The sequence below is a fragment of the Streptomyces sp. NPDC046909 genome (assembly GCF_040644695.1).
In the GTDB taxonomy this organism is placed as follows: Bacteria; Actinomycetota; Actinomycetes; order Streptomycetales; family Streptomycetaceae; genus Streptomyces.
On the sequence record NZ_JBEYXC010000001.1, the window covers coordinates 121788 to 140831 of the forward strand.

Here is a 19044-nt window from a genome sequence, read left to right on the forward strand (position 1 = left end):
GGCACGGGAGAGGACCGTGGGAGAGGGAAGCCGATGCACGAGGTGCTGCTGGTCGAGGACGACGAACTGATCCGGGAGGCCACGCGGCTCACCCTGGAGCAACGCGGCTACCGGGTGCGGACCGCCGCCGACGGGGTGACCGGGCTCGCGCTCTTCCGGGAACACCGTCCGGACGTGGCCGTGCTCGACATCATGCTGCCCGGTCTCAACGGGGTGAGCCTCGCGGGCCGGATCCGCGAGGAGTCGGGGGTGCCGGTGCTGCTGATCTCGGCCCGCAACGACCCGGTGGACGTGGTGATGGGCCTGGAGGCGGGCGCCGACGACTACGTCACCAAGCCCTTCGACGGCCCGGTCCTCGTCGCCCGCATCCGTTCCCTGCTGCGCCGCGCGGCCCCCGCCGGGCCGTCGGCCCAGGCCCGGCGGCTGCGCTTCGGGGACCTGGTGTTCGCCCCGGACTCCCTGACCGTGGAACGTGCCGGGAAACTGCTCGCCCTGACCACGACCGAGCTGAGACTGCTGAGTGAGTTCGCCGCGTCACCGGGGACCGTCCTCTCCCGGGACCTGCTCCTGGAACGCGTCTGGGACTACGCCTGGTCCGGCGACACCCGGGTGGTCGACGTCCATGTGCAGCGGCTGCGCGCCAAGATCGGCCGGGAGCGGATCGAGACGGTGCGCGGCTTCGGGTACAAGCTGTGCCCGTGAAGCCGGCGTCCTCGAACGGGCGCGTGCAGCCGCCGTCCTGGAGTGCGTTCGTACGGTGGCGATCCCAGCGGGTTCCCGGGTGGCGGAGCTCCCTCTACGCGCTCGTGAAGCCGCGCCCGCTGAACGTGGGCGCGAAGGTCGCCCTCGCGGTCGCCGTCGCGGCGGTGTGCGTGGCCGGTGCCATCGGGGTGCTGGTGCACCGGACCACCGCCGCCTACCAGCTGGACGCCGCCCGCTCCGCACTGGACCAGCAGCTGCTGAACGCGGCCGACGACCACGCCGCCGGACGCCGCTCGGCCGCCCGGGTCGACCCGGCCGGTCTGCCCGGCCCGGTGGCCCGCGCCGTGCGCCGCGACGTCCGGGTGACCTACCTGGAGCGCGGGGACGGGCATCCGGTGCTGTGGGCGGCGACCCGCGTCTCTGACCGCAGGGTCCTCGCGCTGCACCGCTCGTACGCCCCGGAGGAGCGTGCGCTGGCCTCCCTCGACCGGACGCTGGTGGTCACGGGCGCGGCCGCCACCGCGCTGGTGTCCGGGGCGGGACTGCTGCTGGGGGTGCGGATGGGCCGCCGGGCCGCGGCCGCCGCGCGGACGGCGGAACGCATTGCCGACGGCGACCTCGACGCCCGAGTGCGGCCCCGGGGCCGGGACGAGATCGCCCGGCTTGCCGCCTCCGTCGACGCGATGGCGGACGCGCTCGGTGCCCGCCTTGAGGCGGAGCGCCGGGTGACCGCCGACATCGCGCACGAACTGCGCACGCCGGTCGCGGGCATGTCCACCGCGGTCGGCCTGTTGCCGCCCGGCCGGGCGACGGAGCTGGTGGCGGGCAGCGTACGCAATCTGCGAGAGCTGGTGGAGGACGTACTGGAGGTGGCCCGGCTGGACTCCCAGGCGGCGGTGGTCGACACCGAGCGGCGGGAGGTCAGTGCGATGGCGCGGCGCGCGGTGGCGGGGCTCGACGGGGTGGAGGTGCGCGTCGTGGCGGACGCGGTCGTGGTGACCGATCCGCGTCGGGTCGAGCGCGTCCTGACCAACCTGGCCGCCAACGCCCTGCGGCACGGTGCCCCGCCCGTCGAGGTGGAGGTCGACGGTCCGGTGATCCGGGTCCGCGACCACGGCCCCGGCTTCCCGCCCGACCTCCTGGCCGTGCTGCACACCTCAGGACCGCAGCGCTTCCGCACGGGCGACCGCACCGGCGGCACCGGCCTGGGCCTGACCATCGCGACCGGCCAGGCCCGGCTGCTCGGTGCCCGGCTGACCTTCCGCAACCGTCCAGAGCGGGGCGCGGAGGCGGAGCTGCGGCTGCCCATGGAGTGAAGTCCGGTGTCGACGGCTCAGCTGGGCGCGTGTGTGCTTCTCCCCACCCTGTTCCCTCCCAGCACAGTGCCCGAGGTTTGCCCCATGCCCTCGAACCTCCCCTGCACCCGTCCGCGCCGGTGGTCGTCACCGCAGGGCCAAGGCACCGAACCCGGCGTGCCGCCGGGCGGTCGTCCTCGCGGTGACCGCCCCGGTCGCCGGGACCATCCTGACCGGCACGTCCGCGTTCGCCGCCGACAAGGCCGTCTCCAAGACCACAGCCACGACGCTCGATTCGGCCGAGCAGAAGACGGATGAGGACCGTCGGGGGGCGAGGTGGCGCGGTCCCGCGTGTCAAAGCGCTGTCGGTGGTCGACAGTTCGCCGTCGTGCGCGTCAGTCGGATTCGGGGCGCAGGATCGCGCTCAGGGCGCGTACCAGGTAGCGGCGTTCCTCCGTGCCGCTGACGGCGGCCGTCGTCGCGTCGCCGAAGAAGACGAGCAGGATCGCCTGGGCTTGCAGGATCTGGTGCACGGTGGCCGCGGCCGACGGCGTACAGCCGAAGCGTTCGCCGAAGCGGGATACGAAGTGATCGGCCGCGCGCCGCATCATCGCGGCGCCCTGGCTGTGCAGGTCGGGGTCGGCCCGCCCAGTGACCATGAAGGCGTGGAACACCGAGCGACGCTCCGCGAAGAGCCGCAGGAACAGATCCACCAGGCCGGTCAGCAGCTCGTCCGGGTCGTCCAGGTGCCAGAGGGGCTCGGATGTCGCCATCCAGTAGGTGGTGACGTCGTTCAGAAACCGGTCCTGGGCCGCGACGAGCAGGCCGTGCCGGTCCCCGAACCGGTGGTAGAGGGCGCCGTTGGACACGCCTGACTCCCGGCTGACGGCGGCGATGTTCAGCCCTTCCATTCCCTCTCGCTCGAGGATCGCCAGCGCGGCGTCAAGCATGCGGTCGGTCGACTGCTGGCTGCGCGACTGCACCGGTGCGCGCAGACCTTCCGGGAGCTTGTGTGGCTGGGGGGACTGTTGGTCGGTCACGAAACAGAGCGTACACTCCAGTCTAAAGTGGAGCGTACGCTCTATTTACAGCTGTGACCTGCGGGCCAGCACGATCTCGGAGGGATCAGCCCATGAACCCACGTACCAGTTCCGATCTGTCGTCCCCGCGAGCCGATGGAGGCGCCCCGCAGTCCGCCGGGCGTGCCGCGCTGATGGCGGGCATCGTGGGCGGAGTGATGGGGGCGCTGATGAGCGGACTCCTCAACTACTTCGTCCTCGGTCTGCCGGACACCGCGGCGGCGAACGCCGTCAATCACGCCATGAGCGGCCTGATCAGCGGTTTCACCGCCGGCTTCTTCGGGATACTGACGTATCGGCGCACGTCGGCCAGGCTGCTGCCGGACGCCGTCGTCGAGGAGAACGCGGTGGGCGGCGTCCCGGACGGACCCGGGCACTGACCCACGTGCCATCTGGCCCAGGCGCATCTCCAGCCCGGCGAGCACCGGCTTCGCCGCGGCGTCGAGTCGCCACTCGGCTGACCCGGCGACTCCGGCCTCCACCTCAAGGGCCTGATGCGTGGGCTCCCGGTCCTGGGAACGATGTGGCGAGCTCGGTGGCCCGGGCCAGCATCCGCGCACGATCAGGCTCCCTGCCCGTGAAGAGCCGGAAGGCGTCCGCGGCCTGGAACGCGAGCATGCCCAGACCGTTGAGGACGGCACAGCCCCTGGCCCGCGCGAGGCGCAGGAGTTCTGTCTCCAGCGGGCGGTAGACGACATCGGCGACCCACAGCCCCGGGTGCACCAGGTCGGCGGGGAGCGGGAGGCCGGGGTGGCCCGTCATGCCGGTTGGGGAGGTGTGGACGAGACCGTCGGCCCGGGATGTCACTGTGCCGAGGTCGGACGAGTCGGCCACGGTCGCGCGGCCGTCCCCGAATCGTAGGTTCAGCCGTGCGACCAGGGATGCGGCGCGATCCGGCACAGGGTCGGCGATCGCGAGGTGCCGGGTGCCCCGGGTGAGCAGTGCGTGGGCGACGGCCGCTCCTGCTCCGCCGGCGCCCAACTGCACCACCCGGCGCAGTCGCGCTTCGGGCAGCCCTTGGTCGAAGGAGGCCGCGAAGCCGGTGACGTCGGTGTTGTGGCCCACCGCCCGGCAGTCCGGGCCCCGGCCCTCGAAGACGACCGTGTTGACCGCGCCGACGGCCTCGGCCTGGGGAGCGAGCGCGTCGAGATGGTCCAGGACGAGTTGCTTGCAGGGGTGGGTGATGTTGAGTCCGCGAAACCCCATGTCGCCCGCGACGTGGACCAGTTCGCCGACCCGGTCGGGTGGGCCGCCGAGCGCGTCGAGGTCGATGAGCCGGTAGAGGTAGCGCAGGCCCAGCCGGTCGGCTTCCGCCTGGTGGAGCATGGGGCTGAGCGAGGTGCCTATGCCGGAGCCGATCAGGCCGACGAGATACGAGTCCTGGGCCGTGGGCCGGGTCATCGCCACTCCCGTTCACAGGCCCAGGTAGATCTGACGGACCCTGCTGTCCCGGCTGAGTTCCTCCGACGTACCCGTCATGGCGACACTGCCGTTCTCCATGACCAGACAGTGGCTGGTCGCACCGAAGGTGAGCTTGGCGTTCTGCTCCACGAGCAGCAGGCTCAGCCCCTCCTCCCGCAGCCGCACGAGGGTGTCGAGGATGAATCCCACGAGGAGAGGAGACAGCCCCATCGACGGCTCGTCGAGCAGCAGGACACGAGGCCTCGCCATCAGAGCACGGCCGATCGCCAGCATCTGCTGCTGTCCTCCGGACAGGGCCCCGGCCAGCCGGCCGCTCATCTCCCGCAGCACCGGGAAGAGTTCGTACACCTCGTCCAGGGTCGCCCTGGTCTCGGCGTCCCAGCGCCTGGCGTACGCCCCGAGCAGCAGGTTCTTCTCCACGGGCAGCCCGGGGAAGACATGGCGGCCCTCCGGTACGTAGCCGATGCCGTGCCGCACCATGTCCCGGGCCCGCACCTTCGTCAGGTCCCGGTCGCCGAGCATGACGCGACCCCCGCTGCGCGGCACCAGGCCCATCAGCGCCTTGAGCGTGGAGGTCTTGCCCGCCCCGTTGGCGCCGATGACGCCGACCGAGTCGCCCGGGGCCACGGTGAAACCGATGGAACGGACCGCGCAGACCCCGCCGTAGTGGACGGAGAGATCCTCGACGGCGAGCGTGCCGACGGACTCGGCGCGGGGGGAGACGGAGACGGCTTTCATCGGATCGGCTCCTTCGGTTTCATCGTGTCGGCTCCTTCCGGTTTCCTTGAGTCGGTTCCTTCCGGTTTCATCGGGTCGGCTCCTTCCGGGACGGGGACGGGTTCTCGGCCGGGGCGGGCAGCGGAGCCTTCAGAGGTACCTCCTCCGCCATCACCGAGTCGCCGAGATACGCCTCGATCACCTCGGGAGCCGCCACCACCTCGGCCGGGGTGCCCTCCGCGATGACCGTGCCTCCGGAGAGGACGGTGATCTGCTCGCACAGGGACATGACCAGGCCCATGTTGTGCTCGATGAGGACCACGGTGGTGCCGCTGTCGCGGATGGAGCGCACGATCCGGGCGAGCTGCTGCATCTCCTCGCCGTTGAGACCCGCCGCCGGTTCGTCGAGCAGGAGCAGACGAGGCCGGGAGGCCATGGCGCGGGCGATCTCGATCCGGCGCTGGATGCCGTACGGAAGGGACGCGGGCGCGGCCGAGGCGAAGTCGGTCAGTCCGAAACGGTCCAGCAACTCAGCCGCCTCGGCGCGCAGTTGATGTTCCTGCCGGATGACGCCGGGCTGCCACACCGCGTACCGCCACAGGGCGTGCGTGCGGGTACGGTCGAGGGCGACGAGGATGTTCTCACGCACCGTCAGCAGCTGGAAGAGGCGCAGGTTCTGGAAGGTCCTGGCGACGCCGAGCCGGGAGAGGGTGTACGGCCGGGAGGTCGTGGTGGTGTGGCCGGCGAAGGCGACCTGGCCGGACGTCGCGCGGTAGAACCCGCTGATGACGTTGAACAGGGTGGTCTTTCCCGAGCCGTTGGGGCCGACGATGCCGCGGATCTCGCCGGGCGGAACGGTCAGGGAGACGTTGTCCAGGGCACGCAGCCCGCGGAAGTCCTTCGTCACATGGGCGACTTGCAGAAGCGGTGCGGCGTCGACGGCCGGGGCGCGCTCGGCGGTGTCGTAGGGCTGGAAGGGGCGCAGTTCGGCGCGCCGTTCGGTGCGTCCGATGCGACGGTTCACGAACTCGCGTACCCGACCGGGGACTCCGGCCAGACCGGTCGGCGCGAACACGACCATGAGGACGACCACCACGCCGTACCCGAGCTGCGCGTACGTGGAGAAGTCGGAGAGCCACTCGCGGACCAGGGTCAGGCCGACGGCGCCGACCACGCAGCCGGTCAGGGAGCGCCGGCCGCCGATGATGACCATGGCGAGCAGGATGAACATGTTGCCGATGGAGAAGGTCTCCGGGGCGACGTACCGGATGAGGCCCGCGTACAGCACTCCGGCCAGGCCGCCGAACAGGCTGGCGAGGACGAAGGCGGTCATCCGCAGCAGCGGGATCTCGGCGCCCACCGCCGCGGCGGCCAGCGGATCGTCGCGCATGGCGCGCAGCCGGCGGCCGAGCGAGGTGCGGACGACGAAGAGCCCGAAGCCGAGGCCGATCGCGCAGACCGCCAACTCCAGGTAGTAGTAGAGGTATTCGCTGGAGAGGTCGATGCCGGGCAGGGTCGGCTGGGGGATCGCCGAGATGCCGTCGGCGCCGCCGGTGACCGAGGCGTTGGTGATCCAGTTGATGAAGCCGAGGGCCAGGCCGAGGGTGACGATCCCGAGGTAGTGCGACTGCATCCGCAGGGCCGGGATGCCCACCAGGAGCCCGGTCGCCATGGTCGCGAGGAGCGCGAGGACGGCCGCCGCCCAGAACCCGTACCCGGAGTGCGTGGTCAGGATCGCGACGACGTACGCGCCGACTCCGAAGAAGGCGACCTGGGCCAGGTTGATCTGGCCGGAGACGCCCATGGCGAGGCCCATGCCGATGGCGAGGAGGGCGTAGATGAGAGCGATGTCGACGACATGGATGGCGTACCCGTCCAGGCCGTACGGCAGCAGCCAGAGCACGAGCGCCGCGGCGGCGATCGCGGCGGCGCGGACCGTACGGGGGCCGCGGAACCCTGGGAGCCTCACGCGCGGCTCACCGTCCTCTCCCCGAAGACGCCCGTCGGGCGGATCATGATGGCCACGGTGAAGACCAGGAAGGTCACCAGTACCGAGTAGCCCTGGAAGTGGCCGGCGGCGTAGGAGTCGAGGACGCCGATCGCGAGCCCGCCGACGACCGCGCCGGGGATGGAGCCGAAGCCGCCGAGCATCGCCGCGGCGAAGCCCTTGATGCCGAGGGCGCCACCGAGCGAGGCGTCGACGTACAGCATCGGGCCGACCAGGCCGCCGGCCAGGGCGGCGAGGCCCGCGCCGATGGAGAAGGCGAGGGCGTTGCTGCGGCCGACGTCGATGCCGACGGCCGTCGCCGCCTCGTGGTCCATGGCGACGGCCTGCATGGCGGTGCCCCGCTTGGTGCGGGCCAGGAACCAGGCGAGGCCCACCACGGCGAGCGCCGCGACCGCCATGACGAGCAGGTCGTACGTCCGTACACGCACCCCGAACAGGTCGAGCGGGGCGGCGCGCACGGGGGAGGGGACCGCGCGACCGGTGGTGCCCCAGATCAGGATGGCGACGGCCTGGAGGACGATGCCGAAGCCGATCGTGCCGATCAGCATCAGGTCGAAGTCCTTGTTCTCCAGCGGGCGCAGCACCCGCTCGATGACCAGACCGATCGCGCCGGTGACGACGATCGCCACGATCATGGCGACGGCGAAGGGGAGTTTCGACGTCAGATAGAAGGTGGAGGCCGCATAGGCGCCGATCATCGCGATGTCGGCGTGCGCGAAGTTGACCAGGCCCATCGTGCGGTAGACGAGGGAGAACCCCATGGCGACCAGGGCGTAGACCGCTCCGAGGCTCAGCCCTCCGACGAGTGTTTGCAGTGTTTCCTGCACCGGGCGCCCCTTACTGCCCGGCGGCGGGGACGAGCTTGCCGTCGCGGATGACGCCGATGGTGGTCTGTGTGATGCCCACTCCGGTCTCGTCGTACTGGAAGTCGCCCAGGAGCCCCTGGTAGCGGGTGGCGCGGATGGCCTCCGCGAGCTTCTCGCCGGTCGCGCCCTTGCTCGTCTTCAGGGCGGTCAGCAGGATGTTCGCCCCGTCGTAGGCCTTGGCGCCGTGCAACTCAGCCTCCTTGCCGTACGCCGCCTGGTAGGCGGCCGCGAACTTCTTCGACGCGGCGCTGACGTCGTTGCTCAGATAGGGCGAGCTGACGATGGTGCCCTCGACCGCGGCCTGGCCGGCGGTGTCGATGAAGACGGGCGTGCCCTGGGGTGCGGCGCCCGCGAAGGGGGCGGTGATGCCCAGGTCCCTGGCCTGCTTGACGATGAGCCCGGCCTCCACCTCCTCCGACCCGATGAAGATCACCTCGGGCTTCTTGGAGCGGATGGTGCCCAGGGCCGCGCTGAAGTCCTTCTGGTCGGTGGTGACGACCTGGTCGGTGGAGGGGGTGACGCCGAGATCCTTCGCGGCCTTCAGGAAGGCGTCGTGCTCGCCCTTCCCGAAGGACCCGTTGTTGGTGATCATGGCGATGTTCTTGTAGCCCTTGTCCTTGACCAGGTACTGCGCCAGCGTCGAGTCGTACGTCGTGCTGGTCGGCCCGTTGAGGAAGAGGTACGGGCTCTTCAGCGCGACCAGGCCGTCGGACTGGCCCGAGGTGATGTTGGGGATCTTCGCCTGCTGGAGCACCGGCGCCATCGCGATGGTCACCGCGCTCTCGGCCGTACCGATCATCGCCACGTACTTGTCGTTGACTATCTTGCGGGCGAGGTTGGTGCCGGTCGTCGGGTCGCCCTGGTCGTCGAAGAGCTTGAGCTGGATCTTGCGGCCGTCGATGCCGCCCTTCTTGTTCCACTCGTCGACGGCGAGCTTGGCGCCCTTGTACTCCCAGTCGCCCAGCGAACTGAGCTGGCCGCTCTGCGCGTCGACGACGGCGATCTTGATGGGGCCCGAGTCGGAGCCGGCGTCGTCGCTCGACTCGCCGGGCGCGCTGCACGCGGTGAGTGCGGCGGCGGTGGCGGCGGCCGCGCAGAGAGCGGCACGGAGGGTGCGCGGGCGTGGCGTGCTGGACATGAGGTCACCTCGCTGAGAGGAGGGGCGGGGAGTCGCGGGACGTGCCGTGGTGCGTCGTCAGGCGGGGAAGTCGCCGCGGTAGATGTCCTTGATGTTCCAGTGGCCCGGAGTCGGCACCGGCTCGTTGACCATGGGGACGTCGAGGACGGCGGGCCGGCGCCGGGCGAGCGCGTCGGCCAGGGCCTTGGAGAGGTCGGCGGGGGAACTGATCGCGTAGCCGTCGGCTCCGCAGGACCGGCCGAGGGCCGCGAAGTCCGGGCTGTACGGGCGCCCTTCGGGGTCGGTGAACTCACAGCCGTAGGAGCGGCCGAAGGACGAGGCCTGGAGGTCGGCGATGGTGCCGTGGGCCCGGTTGTTCATCACGACGAAGACGACCGGGAGGCCCCGCTCGACCGCCATCGGCAGGGCGGGCAGTTGCGCGCTCATCCCGCCGTCGCCGATCAGGGCGACCACCACACGGTCCGGCTCGGCCAGTTGCACCCCGACCGCCGCGGCCGGCCCGAAGCCCATCGTCGAGGCTCCGCCCGGGGTGATGAACCGTCCCTGGGCGGGGAGTTCGTAGCACTGGGCGACACCGTTCTTGTTCCAGCCGACGTCCGTGACGAGCACCGCGTCCTCGGGCAGCGCCGCCCGCAGATCGGCGAGGATCCGCTGCGGCCGCAGCGGGAAGTCGTCACTGCGGCCGTCCTGGAGGGCGGCGTCGAAGACGGCACGCCGCGCCGCCGCGATCGTCGCGCGCAGGCCGTCCCGGACCAGTGGTTCGGGCCTGGCCGCTCGTACGGCGGCGCCGATGGCCCGGACCGCGTGCCCGACGTCGGCGACGGCACCGATGTGGGCCGGATAGTTGCGGCCGATCTCGGCGGGGTCGATGTCGATCTGGATGAGCCGGCTCGACGACGCGCCGTCACCGCCACCGAAGGACCAGGTGTACGCGGGATCCCAGGAACTGGCGTCGGTCTCCGCGAACCGGGTGCCCAGCGCGAGCACCACATCGGCGCCCTTGGTGTACTCGTGGGTGGTCGCAAGCCCCCAGAAGCCGGGCATGCCCAGCAGCAGGGGATGGTTGTCGGGCAGCACCCCCTTCCCCATCAGGGAATGGGCCAGCGGAATGTCGAGGTGTTCGGCGAGCTCCAGCACCGCCCGGCGGGCGGCGGGTTCGCGCAGTCCGCCGCCGAAGTAGATGAGGGGGCGCTCGGCGGCCAGCAGCTCCCCGGCGACGCGCTCGGCGGTCGGCCCGTCCAGACCGGGGAGGGGCGAGCCACCGGGCAACGGGTACTGGTCCTCGTACGGCTCGACCTGCCGGTTGAACAGGTCCATCGGTACGTTCACGAGTACGGCACCGGGGCGTCCGGAGGTCGCCGTCCAGAAGGCCCGCTCGGTGGTGCGCGCCAGGTCCTCGGCGCGGTGGACGTGCCAGGCGCGCTTGGTGAACGGGCGGTAGATGGCGGTCTGGTCCGCGTCGGCGTGGAGATTGACCTCCTGGTGCGGGTGACGCCCGTAGTAGTACGAGGGGATGTCACCGGAGATGACGACGAGCGGGACGGAGTCGAGCGCGGCCGTGGCGACTCCGGTGACCGCGTTCATCATGCCGGGGCCGACATGGGTGAGCAGGACGCCGGGCTTGCCCGAGGCACGGGCGTAGCCGTCGGCGGCGTGCGCGGCGGCCTGTTCGTGCCGCGCGATCACGAACTCGATCGAGCTCGGGCCCAGCGCGTCGAGCAGGGCGATGTTGGTGTGGCCGCAGGTGCCGAAGACGAACTCGACACCGTACGACTGAAGTTGGCGGACCAGGGCCTCGGCCGCGACGACGGTCATGCGCTCGCTCCCGGGTCGGTGACGTCGCCCCAGATCGACAGGCCCCGGAGCAGGAGTGTTTTGACGACCGTGTAGTCCTCGATCATCGAGCGAGGGGTCTCACGGCCGAAGCCGGAGTCCTTGACCCCGCCGAACGGGACATGGTCCAGGCGGTAGTTGGAGGTGCCGCCCACGATCAGCCCACCGGTGTCCAGGACCCGCCAGGCGGTCATGATCCGGCGGATGTCATGGGTGAACAGCCCGGCCTGAAGGCCGTAACGGCTCTCGTTGCAGGTCGCGAGGACCGTGTCGAAGTCGTCGTAGGGAAGCACGGCGACCAGCGCGCCGAACACCTCGCGGGCCACGACGGCGGAGTCCGGCGGCGGACCGGCCACGATCGTGGGTGCGGCGGTGGCGCCGTCCCGGGTGCCGCCGCGCACCACCCGCGCCCCCGCCTCGGCGGCCTCGGCCGACCAGCGGACCACGCGCTCGGCGGCCGCCTCGTCGACCATCGAGCCCACGTCCGTGCCCGGGTCCAGCGGGTCGCCGACGCGCAGGTCGTCGACGGCGGCGGCGAACGCGTCGAGGAACGCCTCGTAGCGCGAGGCGTGGACGTAGACACGCTGGACGGAGATACAGCTCTGCCCTGAGTTGCTGTAGCCGGTGCGCGAACAACTGCGGGCCGCCTGCCCGATGTCGGCGTCCTCGCAGACGATCGTGGCGGCGTTGCCGCCGAGTTCGAGGACGAGCCGCTTGGCACCCGCGACGCGAGCCACCTCCCGGCCGGTCGCCGCGCTGCCGGTGAAACTGATGACGGCGACCTCGTCCGCCGCGCAGAGCAGCGCCCCGACCTCGCCGCCGCCGTGCAGGAGTTGGACGGCCTGCGCCGGCATCCCGGCCGCCAGCAGCAGGGCCACGACCGCCGCGGTGGTGGCCGGTGCCTGGGGCGGGCCCTTGACGAGCGTGGTGTTGCCGGCGGCGAAGGAGGCGCCGAGTTTGTGCGCGAGGAGGTTGGCGGGGGCGTTGAAAGGCGTGATGGCGAGGGCGGTTCCGGCCGGCGCCCGATAGGTGAACGCGCTGTTCCCGACGCCACGCTCCCAGCCCGCGACCGGCAACGTCTCCCCGCCGATACGGCGGGCCTCGGCCGCGCACACCGCGAAGGTGTCCGCCACCCGGTCGATCTCCCCGAGCCCGTCCTTGACGGGCTTGCCCAACTCCACGGCGAGCAGCCTCGCCAGCTCCTCGCGATGGACCAGGGCCGCCCCGGAAGCCCGGTCCAGGACGTCGGCACGGAACGCGGGTGCGAGCCCGGCCACCGTCCGGGCCCCCGACCGGGCGTAGTGGAGGGCACGGGCCGCCTCCTCGCCGGTGGCCGTGGTGGTCCGGGAGACGAGGCGCCGCAGATAGGGGCCGGTCCGGGTCAGTTCGGGGCCCGCGCCGCCCCATTCACCGGCGACGTACGGCGGCGCCTCGGCGACCGCCAGGTCCGCCCCGGCCTTGAGAAGTGAATCCAGCATGCCAGCTCCCAGAAAACCGTTCAGTGGTACTGGTGGACTGCTCTGTGGTTCGGCGTGTAACGTACGGGCGCCAACTCGCGGTGACAAGGGGGAAGTTCGAGGAAGTTTCCGAGGCGACGGGGAGATCACATGAGTCGGAGCGAGCAGGAGCAGACGGCGGAGGCGACCGGTGTCCGCAGTGTGCGCAGGGCGCTGGACATCCTGGGGCTGCTGACGGAGGACCGGCCCACGGTCACCCTGCGGGAGATCGTCGACGCCACCGGGCTGGCCAAGACCACGGCGGTCCGCATGGTGCAGACGCTCGAACAGTGCGGGCTGCTCTGGGACACCCCGGCCGGCTACACCGCCGGTCCCGGCCTGTGGCGCTGGGCCCACCTGGCCCACACGAGCTGGGAACTCCCCCGAGAGACCCGCAAGTTGTTCCAGGAACTGGCCGAGGAACAGCAGGAGACCGTCAACCTCTTCATGCTGCGGGGCACGTCACGCGTCTGTGTCGCCCAGCAGGAGAGCCCGCAGCCGCTGCGGCACGTGGTGCGGGTCGGCGACGAACTGCCCCTGTGGGCGGGCGCCTCGTCGAAGATCCTGCTGCGCGCCGCGCCGGACAGCCTGCTCGACCGGATCGCGGTGACCTCGCCGTACGGGACGAGTCACGCCAGGCAACTGCGCGTATGGGCGGACACGGCCGCCGAACACGGCTTCGCCGTCAGCCGCGGCGAGCGGGACGAGGGCCTGACCGCGGTGGCCGTGCCGGTCACCGGCCGGAGCGGCACCGTCGTCGCGTCGCTCTCGCTCAGCGGCCCCAGCCACCGCTTCCCCGAGTCCGTGATCCAAGGGTTCGTCACCGCGTTGCAGGGCGTCGCCCGGCGCATGTCCGACCAGGGCTTCGACCACCCCCTCAGCCCGCGCACTCCGATGAAGTGACCCCACCGCAGAAGGAGCCGGTGCATGACCGAACGACCGCTCTGTGGCATCCGCGTTCTCGATCTCACCAATGTGCTCGCAGGCCCGTACTGTAGCTACCACCTGATGCTTCTCGGCGCCGAGGTCGTCAAGGTGGAGCAGCCGGGAAAGGGCGATCTCGCCCGCGCGCTCGGCCCCGATCCGGACCTCAACCGGGCCGGGATCGGCGCCTCGTTCCTGGCCCAGAACGCGGGCAAGAAATCCCTCACCCTCGACCTCAAGGACCCCGACGACCGGGCTGACTTCGAGGAACTCGTGCGCGGCGCGGACGTTCTCCTGGAGAACTTCCGGGCCGGAGTGCTGAGGCGTATCGGATACGGCACCGAGCGACTGCGGGAACTCAATCCCCGTCTCGTCAGCTGCGCCATCACCGGTTTCGGGCAGTCCGGGCCGATGAGTTCCGCACCCGCCTACGACCAGATCATCCAGGGCCTGTCGGGAATGATGAGCATCACCGGCACAGCCGACACCGCACCGCTGAGGGTGGGCTTCCCCGTCTGCGACTCGCTCGGCGGTCTCGGCGCGGCCCTGGCCATCAGCGCGGCCCTGCTCGGCCGGGAGCGCACGGGCCAGGGCGTCAGCCTGGACGTGTCCATGCTGGAGGTGTCGCTGTCCGCGATGGGCTGGGCCGTCTCCAACTACCTGGTCAGCGGCGTGGATCCGGAACCGATGGGCGACCAGAACGCCACCGCCGCTCCCTCGGGGACCTTCGAGACCGCCGACGGAGGGCTGAACATCGCCGCCAACCGGCAGGAGCAGTTCGTCACGCTCTGCCGGCTGGCCGGGGTACCGGAGCTCATCGACGATCCACGGTTCGCGGAGCGCGAGGCCCGCAAGGCCCATCGGGCGGAACTCAACGCCGAACTCAACGCGGCACTGGTCCAGCGGACGGCGAAGGAGTGGGAGGAGACGCTGTCGGCGGCCGGGGTACCGGCGGCCCGTGTACTGAGCGTCCCCGAGGCCGTGGAACTGGAACAACTGCGCCACCGCGGCTTCTTCACCAGCCTCCCCTATCCGGACGGCTCCCCGCGCACCCTCCGGGTCAGCGGCAACGGTGTACTGGTGGACGGCGCACCCTTGCCCGCGACATCCGCGCCACCGCTGCTCGGTGAGCACGATCCCGAACGGAGCCGGCTCATCTCCCGCTGGCGGGCGCGGAGCCAGGCATCCGGGGCGACGGGCTCATGACCGTCGGCGAGCAGGACGGCCAGGTCGCCCGGTGGTGGGCCACCGCGGTCAGCCGGATCGAACCCGGCGTCGTCGAACTACGCGAACACCCCATCCAGGACCTGATCGGCACGACGACCTTCGTGGAGATGATCTGGCTGCTGCTCCGCGGCGAGCTGCCACGTCCACCGCAGGCCCGGCTGCTGGAGGCGGCCTTGGTGGCCGGCGTCGACCACGGCCCTCAGGCGCCCTCGATCGCCGCCGCACGGATGGCGGCGACCTGCGGGGTGGGGCTCAACAGCGCCATGGCCACCGGGGTGAACATGCTCGGCGACGTGCACGGCGGAGCCGGCCAGCAGTGCGTCCAGCTGCTCCGGGAGATCACCGACCACCATGGGCAGGGCGTGCCGTTCGACGCGGCCGTGACCGAGGTCGTACGGCGGTGGCGGGAGCGTTCCCGCTATCTCCCCGGCTTCGGGCATCGCTTCCACCCGGTCGACCCGCGACGCGACCCACTGCTCGCCCTGGTGGACCGGGCCGTGGCGGACGGAACGGTGGCGGGTGACCAGCTGCGGGCCGCCCGTGCGGTCGAGGACCGGCTCAATCGCGGGCGCGAGGGAAAGAAACCCGTACCCATGAACATCGACGGCGCGACCGCCGTCATCTACGCGGAACTGGGCTTCGCGGCGCCGCTCGCGCGCGGGCTCTTCGTCCTGAGCCGCAGCGTGGGCATCCTGGCCCACGCCTGGGAGGAGAGCGGACAGGGCCGCCGCAACAAGAGCCCCATGCCGCCCAGCATGATCCCGGTTCATCTGGACCCGTCAACGCCGCACCTCTAGACGGCGGTTGACCCACAGCTCCGAGAAATCCATCGGTCACATCCCTTGCGGGAGCCGCGACGCGTCCCTAACGTGACGACGCGTTCACGCCAACCCATTGAGTGGCATCAGCGAACCATCTAGTGGTCCTTGATCGAATCGAGGCAACGATGGAAAGACGCATGGAACGACGCATGGAACGACGCATGGAACGACGCACCTTCCTCCTCTCCGCCGCGGCCGGCGGCGCCGGCACGGTCGCCTCTCTCGCCTCCCCGGCGTCCGCGGCCGAGTCCTCCTCCGCTCCCGGCCTCGCCCTGCCCGTGCCGCCGCAGTCCGCCGCCCTCGGCGTCAGCGCGGCCGACTGGCCCAAGGTCGGTGGCAACTACGGCAACCAGAACCACTCCACGCTGCGCTCCCTCACCCCGAAGAACGTGAAGCGGCTCGGCGGGGCCTGGCACGTCAACCTGGAGGGCGGCTCCACCAGCAGCTACCAGCAGTGCACGATCGTCGTCCAGGACGGCGTCCTGTACGTGGAGACCACCCAGCAGAACGTCTTCGCCGTCGACGGCCGGACGGGCGAGGTCATCTGGAAGACCAACCTGGGCACCGAGACCACCAACATGCGCGGCGTCGCCGTCGCCGACGGCAAGGTCTTCACCATCTCGGGCGCCAACATCGTCTACGCCCTCGACCGGCGGACCGGCGCGATCGTCTGGCAGAAACCGCTCATCGTCGAGGACAACGGCGGCGACGACGGCTGCGACAACAACAGCGGCCAGTGCGGCGGCAACAGCGGCGGACTCGCGGGCGCCGTCGTCCACTTCGACGGCATGATCTACATCGGCACCGAGGGCTCCACCGCCGGGGCGCGGGGCCGCGGCTACGCGCTGAACGCGAGCACCGGTGACGTGGTGTGGACCTTCTGGGGCCCGCCCGGCCCCGGCGAGTTCGGGCACGACACCTGGGAGGGCGACTCCTGGAAGACCGGCGGCGCGGTGCCCTGGATCCATCCCGCCGTGGACCCCGAACTCGGCCTGGTCTACTGGACGTTCGGCAACCCCTACCCCCGCACCGACGGCTCCTCCCGCGCCGGGGACAACCTGTTCGCCAACTCGATCGTCGCCATCGACGCCAAGACCGGGAAACGGCGCTGGCACTTCCAGTCCGTCCACCACGACATCTGGGACGCCGACAACGTCATGGCGCCCGTGCTGGCCGATCTCCTCATCGACGGCAAGAAGCGCAAGGTCGTCGTCTACGGCTCCAAGACCTGCTGGTTCTACATCCTGGACCGGCGCACCGGAGAACCCGTCCACGGCATGGAGGAGCGCGAGGTCCCCCAGCACGCGGCCCAGAAGACCTCTCCCACCCAGCCGTTCCCCGGCGGCGAACCCTTCACGGATCCGTTCCCCCGCCTCGACAAGACGACCAGACCCGTGCCGTTCTACCCCACCGGCGGCCTGTACTCCGTCTTCTGGGACCGGGCCACCATCATCTTCCCCGGCGCGGGCGGCGGCGGGGACTGGGCGTTCCCGTCGTTCAGCCCGAAGACCGGCTACGTCTACATCGGCTACGGCCTCGTCAACTCCTCCTACTCCAACACCCACGGCGGACGCGTCAACACCGCCCGCCCGCTGGGGGAGTTGTTCGGCGGCGGCCTGGTCGCCATGGACCCGCGCACCAACACCGTCGCCTGGCGCAAGGAGGGCGACTGGTCCCTCGCCCACGGCAACGGCATCCTCACCACCGCGGGCCGCCTCCTCTTCCAGGGCCGTCCCGACGGCGTGCTCGAAGCGATGGACGACACCGACGGCACGACCCTGTGGACCTGGCAGTGCGGGGCCGGGGTCAACACCATCCCGGTCAGCTACGAGATCGACGGCGAGCAGTACGTCGCCGTACTCGCCGGCGGCAACGGTCTGCCCTTCCCCGACATCCCCAAGGGCGACCACCTGTGGGCGTTCAAGCTGGGCGGCACCGTCGCCGAGGCCCCGGCCCCCACCCCGCCCTCGCGCCGCAACCAGATCCGCACCGCCGCCGTCACCGGCGCGGCGGCGAACAACACCGTCACCCTCGGCCGGATCTGGAACACCGCCACCGGAGCCCCCGGCACGGTCGAGAACACGGTCGCCCAGACCGCGATGGCACCCCAGCACCTCACCGTGCCGGTGGGCACCACGGTCACCTTCTCCAACCCCGCCGACAACCAACTGGCGCACGGCGCCGCGGCGTTCTTCGACGCCGAGTTCGACACCGGCCTGCTGATGCCGGGCCAGTCCTACACGTACACCTTCGACACCGCGGGCGAGTACTTCTACAACGACCCGGCCTTCCCGCAGTCCACCGGCAAGATCGTCGTCCAGTGAGAGGACGGACCGTCATGACGGCAAGAACCCGCACCCCGCTGGCCGTGGCACTGGCGATCACCCTCATCGCCGCCCTGGCCGCCTTCCTCGGCGCCCACCGGCAGGCGTCCGCGAGCGGCACGGACAAGGCCACCGGAGCCCAGCAGCTCGGCGACCCCGACTACGGCGTCTGCCGAGGCACCAGCCCCGCCTGCTACCACGACTGGGGCAACTTCACCCCGGCGACCGACGGCTACCGCGTCCTCCTCTACACCCGCACCGCCGGCCCCCGCCACGCCGACCTCGGCCCCGCGCTCGCCACCGGACTCAACCCGCCCCTCACCGACGCCAACGTCGTCCAGAACGCCGTCGTCAAGATGGGCCAGGCGAACGGCTTCGCCGTCGACTGGACCGAGGACGTCACCCAACTGGCCACACCGGCACGGCTGTTCAACTACAACGCCGTCATCTTCTACTCCACCAGCCGGGACACCCTCGACGACGCCGCACAGACCTCACTGCGCCAGTACATCCGCGGCGGCGGAGGCTTCGTCGGCATCCACAACGCCTTCGGCACCGAGTACAACTGGCCTTGGTACGAGGGCCTGTTGGGCGGCGCTAACTTCTACGACCACGGCCCGCTCCAGCCCGGAACCGTCGTCACGAACGACCGCCACGACACCTCCACCGAGGACCTCCCAGCGCGCTGGACCTTCACCGACGAGTGGTACAACCTCGTCCCCGCGCCCTCCGAGGTCCGTGTCCTCGCGACCGTGGACGAGTCCACCCTCGCCGAGGGCGTCACCGGCAACCAGGGACACCCCGGCCACGGCCGGCGTCACCCGGTGGCCTGGTGCCAGTACTACGACGGCGGACGCGCCTGGCTGACCACCCTCGGCCACGACGCCAGGGACTTCTCGACCGACGACTCGTTCCCTGGAGCGCGGGAGTTCCAGAAACTGATCCTCGGCGGTATCGAGTCGGCGATGGGCCGGGAGCCCTTCTGCGGGGCCGCCTGAGACGTGCCCCACCTCGTCCGGCACCGGGTGCCCCGGAGGGGTGAGGGGAATTGCGCGACCAGCCGCGACGCAACCGCGGCGGCCGACAGCAGACTGCGGCGCTTCCGGCAGAACGCAGGGCACTCAGCCGACTGCCGGAGACCGCTGCGGCGGGAAGGCGCAGCGGCGCGTCCCCTCTGGCCCGCACCTGCTCC

Annotated in this window: 16 protein-coding genes; 8 read left to right on the plus strand and 8 right to left on the minus strand. The window is 71.1% G+C overall.

Going from position 1 to position 19044, the window contains the following annotated elements; translation table 11 throughout:
- Positions 1-33 precede the first annotated feature (33 nt).
- Positions 34-702, plus strand: coding sequence for a two-component system response regulator CseB (gene cseB, locus ABZ928_RS00580; protein ID WP_361514165.1), 669 nt, complete (start codon positions 34-36; stop codon positions 700-702).
- The gene (locus ABZ928_RS00585; protein ID WP_361514167.1) at positions 699-2018 is read left to right on the plus strand and encodes a HAMP domain-containing sensor histidine kinase; all 1320 of its coding nucleotides are present in this window, start codon (positions 699-701) and stop codon (positions 2016-2018) included. Before cseB ends, ABZ928_RS00585 begins: the two co-directional genes overlap by 4 nt.
- A gap of 374 nt (positions 2019-2392) precedes the next feature.
- On the opposite strand, the gene ABZ928_RS00590 is transcribed toward ABZ928_RS00585, so the two are convergent.
- The gene (locus ABZ928_RS00590; protein ID WP_361514169.1) at positions 2393-3037 is read right to left on the minus strand and encodes a TetR/AcrR family transcriptional regulator; all 645 of its coding nucleotides are present in this window, start codon (positions 3035-3037) and stop codon (positions 2393-2395) included.
- A 92-nt stretch (positions 3038-3129) separates the two neighbouring features.
- Here ABZ928_RS00590 and ABZ928_RS00595 point away from each other — a divergent pair, with 92 nt between their 5' ends.
- Complete coding sequence (locus ABZ928_RS00595; protein ID WP_361514171.1) at positions 3130-3456, plus strand: hypothetical protein; 327 nt, start codon at positions 3130-3132, stop codon at positions 3454-3456.
- A gap of 103 nt (positions 3457-3559) precedes the next feature.
- Here the strand turns inward: ABZ928_RS00595 and ABZ928_RS00600 are convergent, their stop codons facing one another.
- From ABZ928_RS00600 to ABZ928_RS00630, 7 genes are all read right to left on the minus strand, one after another.
- Positions 3560-4477 carry a shikimate dehydrogenase gene (locus ABZ928_RS00600; protein WP_361514173.1) on the minus strand — a complete coding sequence of 306 codons (918 nt, stop codon included), beginning with the start codon at positions 4475-4477 and terminating at the stop codon, positions 3560-3562.
- Positions 4478-4489: 12 nt separating this feature from the next.
- Entirely contained in the window at positions 4490-5236 is a 747-nt protein-coding gene (locus ABZ928_RS00605) for an ABC transporter ATP-binding protein (protein WP_361514175.1), read from the minus strand.
- Positions 5237-5303: 67 nt separating this feature from the next.
- Positions 5304-7184, minus strand: coding sequence for a branched-chain amino acid ABC transporter ATP-binding protein/permease (locus ABZ928_RS00610; protein WP_361514177.1), 1881 nt, complete (start codon positions 7182-7184; stop codon positions 5304-5306).
- Positions 7181-8050 carry a branched-chain amino acid ABC transporter permease gene (locus tag ABZ928_RS00615; protein ID WP_361514179.1) on the minus strand — a complete coding sequence of 290 codons (870 nt, stop codon included), beginning with the start codon at positions 8048-8050 and terminating at the stop codon, positions 7181-7183. The genes ABZ928_RS00610 and ABZ928_RS00615 overlap by 4 nt, the downstream gene beginning before the upstream one ends.
- 10 nt (positions 8051-8060) lie before the next feature.
- Positions 8061-9227, minus strand: coding sequence for an ABC transporter substrate-binding protein (locus ABZ928_RS00620; protein WP_361514181.1), 1167 nt, complete (start codon positions 9225-9227; stop codon positions 8061-8063).
- A 57-nt stretch (positions 9228-9284) separates the two neighbouring features.
- Positions 9285-11042 carry a thiamine pyrophosphate-binding protein gene (locus tag ABZ928_RS00625; protein WP_361514183.1) on the minus strand — a complete coding sequence of 586 codons (1758 nt, stop codon included), beginning with the start codon at positions 11040-11042 and terminating at the stop codon, positions 9285-9287.
- Positions 11039-12538 (minus strand): aldehyde dehydrogenase family protein, encoded by a 1500-nt coding sequence (locus ABZ928_RS00630; protein WP_361514185.1) that lies wholly within the window; start codon positions 12536-12538, stop codon positions 11039-11041. The genes ABZ928_RS00625 and ABZ928_RS00630 overlap by 4 nt, the downstream gene beginning before the upstream one ends.
- A 129-nt stretch (positions 12539-12667) precedes the next feature.
- Here ABZ928_RS00630 and ABZ928_RS00635 point away from each other — a divergent pair, with 129 nt between their 5' ends.
- The 5 genes from ABZ928_RS00635 to ABZ928_RS00655 all read left to right on the plus strand — a co-directional run bounded on the left by ABZ928_RS00635 (position 12668) and on the right by ABZ928_RS00655 (position 18850).
- On the plus strand, positions 12668-13459 hold the full coding sequence (locus tag ABZ928_RS00635) for an IclR family transcriptional regulator (RefSeq protein WP_361514187.1): 792 nt from the start codon (positions 12668-12670) through the stop codon (positions 13457-13459).
- A gap of 24 nt (positions 13460-13483) precedes the next feature.
- Entirely contained in the window at positions 13484-14686 is a 1203-nt protein-coding gene (locus ABZ928_RS00640) for a CoA transferase (protein WP_361514189.1), read from the plus strand.
- Positions 14683-15504 (plus strand): citryl-CoA lyase, encoded by an 822-nt coding sequence (locus ABZ928_RS00645; RefSeq protein WP_361514191.1) that lies wholly within the window; start codon positions 14683-14685, stop codon positions 15502-15504. The genes ABZ928_RS00640 and ABZ928_RS00645 overlap by 4 nt, the downstream gene beginning before the upstream one ends.
- Positions 15505-15689: 185 nt before the next feature.
- Positions 15690-17852, plus strand: coding sequence for a PQQ-binding-like beta-propeller repeat protein (locus ABZ928_RS00650; RefSeq protein WP_361514193.1), 2163 nt, complete (start codon positions 15690-15692; stop codon positions 17850-17852).
- A gap of 14 nt (positions 17853-17866) precedes the next feature.
- Complete coding sequence (locus ABZ928_RS00655; protein ID WP_361514195.1) at positions 17867-18850, plus strand: ThuA domain-containing protein; 984 nt, start codon at positions 17867-17869, stop codon at positions 18848-18850.
- Positions 18851-19044 lie beyond the last annotated feature (194 nt).

Bases quoted from the DNA above. Each gene is read 5' to 3' on its own strand.
- ABZ928_RS00630 (WP_361514185.1), bottom strand. From the start codon at position 12,538: ATGCTGGATTCACTTCTCAAGGCCGGGGCGGACCTGGCGGTCGCCGAG.
- ABZ928_RS00595 (WP_361514171.1), top strand. From the start codon at position 3,130: ATGAACCCACGTACCAGTTCCGATCTGTCGTCCCCGCGAGCCGATGGA.
- ABZ928_RS00640 (WP_361514189.1), top strand. From the start codon at position 13,484: ATGACCGAACGACCGCTCTGTGGCATCCGCGTTCTCGATCTCACCAAT.
- ABZ928_RS00625 (WP_361514183.1), bottom strand. From the start codon at position 11,042: ATGACCGTCGTCGCGGCCGAGGCCCTGGTCCGCCAACTTCAGTCGTAC.
- ABZ928_RS00650 (WP_361514193.1), top strand. From the start codon at position 15,690: ATGGAACGACGCACCTTCCTCCTCTCCGCCGCGGCCGGCGGCGCCGGC.
- cseB (WP_361514165.1), top strand. From the start codon at position 34: ATGCACGAGGTGCTGCTGGTCGAGGACGACGAACTGATCCGGGAGGCC.
- ABZ928_RS00655 (WP_361514195.1), top strand. From the start codon at position 17,867: ATGACGGCAAGAACCCGCACCCCGCTGGCCGTGGCACTGGCGATCACC.
- ABZ928_RS00605 (WP_361514175.1), bottom strand. From the start codon at position 5,236: ATGAAAGCCGTCTCCGTCTCCCCCCGCGCCGAGTCCGTCGGCACGCTC.
- ABZ928_RS00645 (WP_361514191.1), top strand. From the start codon at position 14,683: ATGACCGTCGGCGAGCAGGACGGCCAGGTCGCCCGGTGGTGGGCCACC.
- ABZ928_RS00635 (WP_361514187.1), top strand. From the start codon at position 12,668: ATGAGTCGGAGCGAGCAGGAGCAGACGGCGGAGGCGACCGGTGTCCGC.
- ABZ928_RS00620 (WP_361514181.1), bottom strand. From the start codon at position 9,227: ATGTCCAGCACGCCACGCCCGCGCACCCTCCGTGCCGCTCTCTGCGCG.
- ABZ928_RS00600 (WP_361514173.1), bottom strand. From the start codon at position 4,477: ATGACCCGGCCCACGGCCCAGGACTCGTATCTCGTCGGCCTGATCGGC.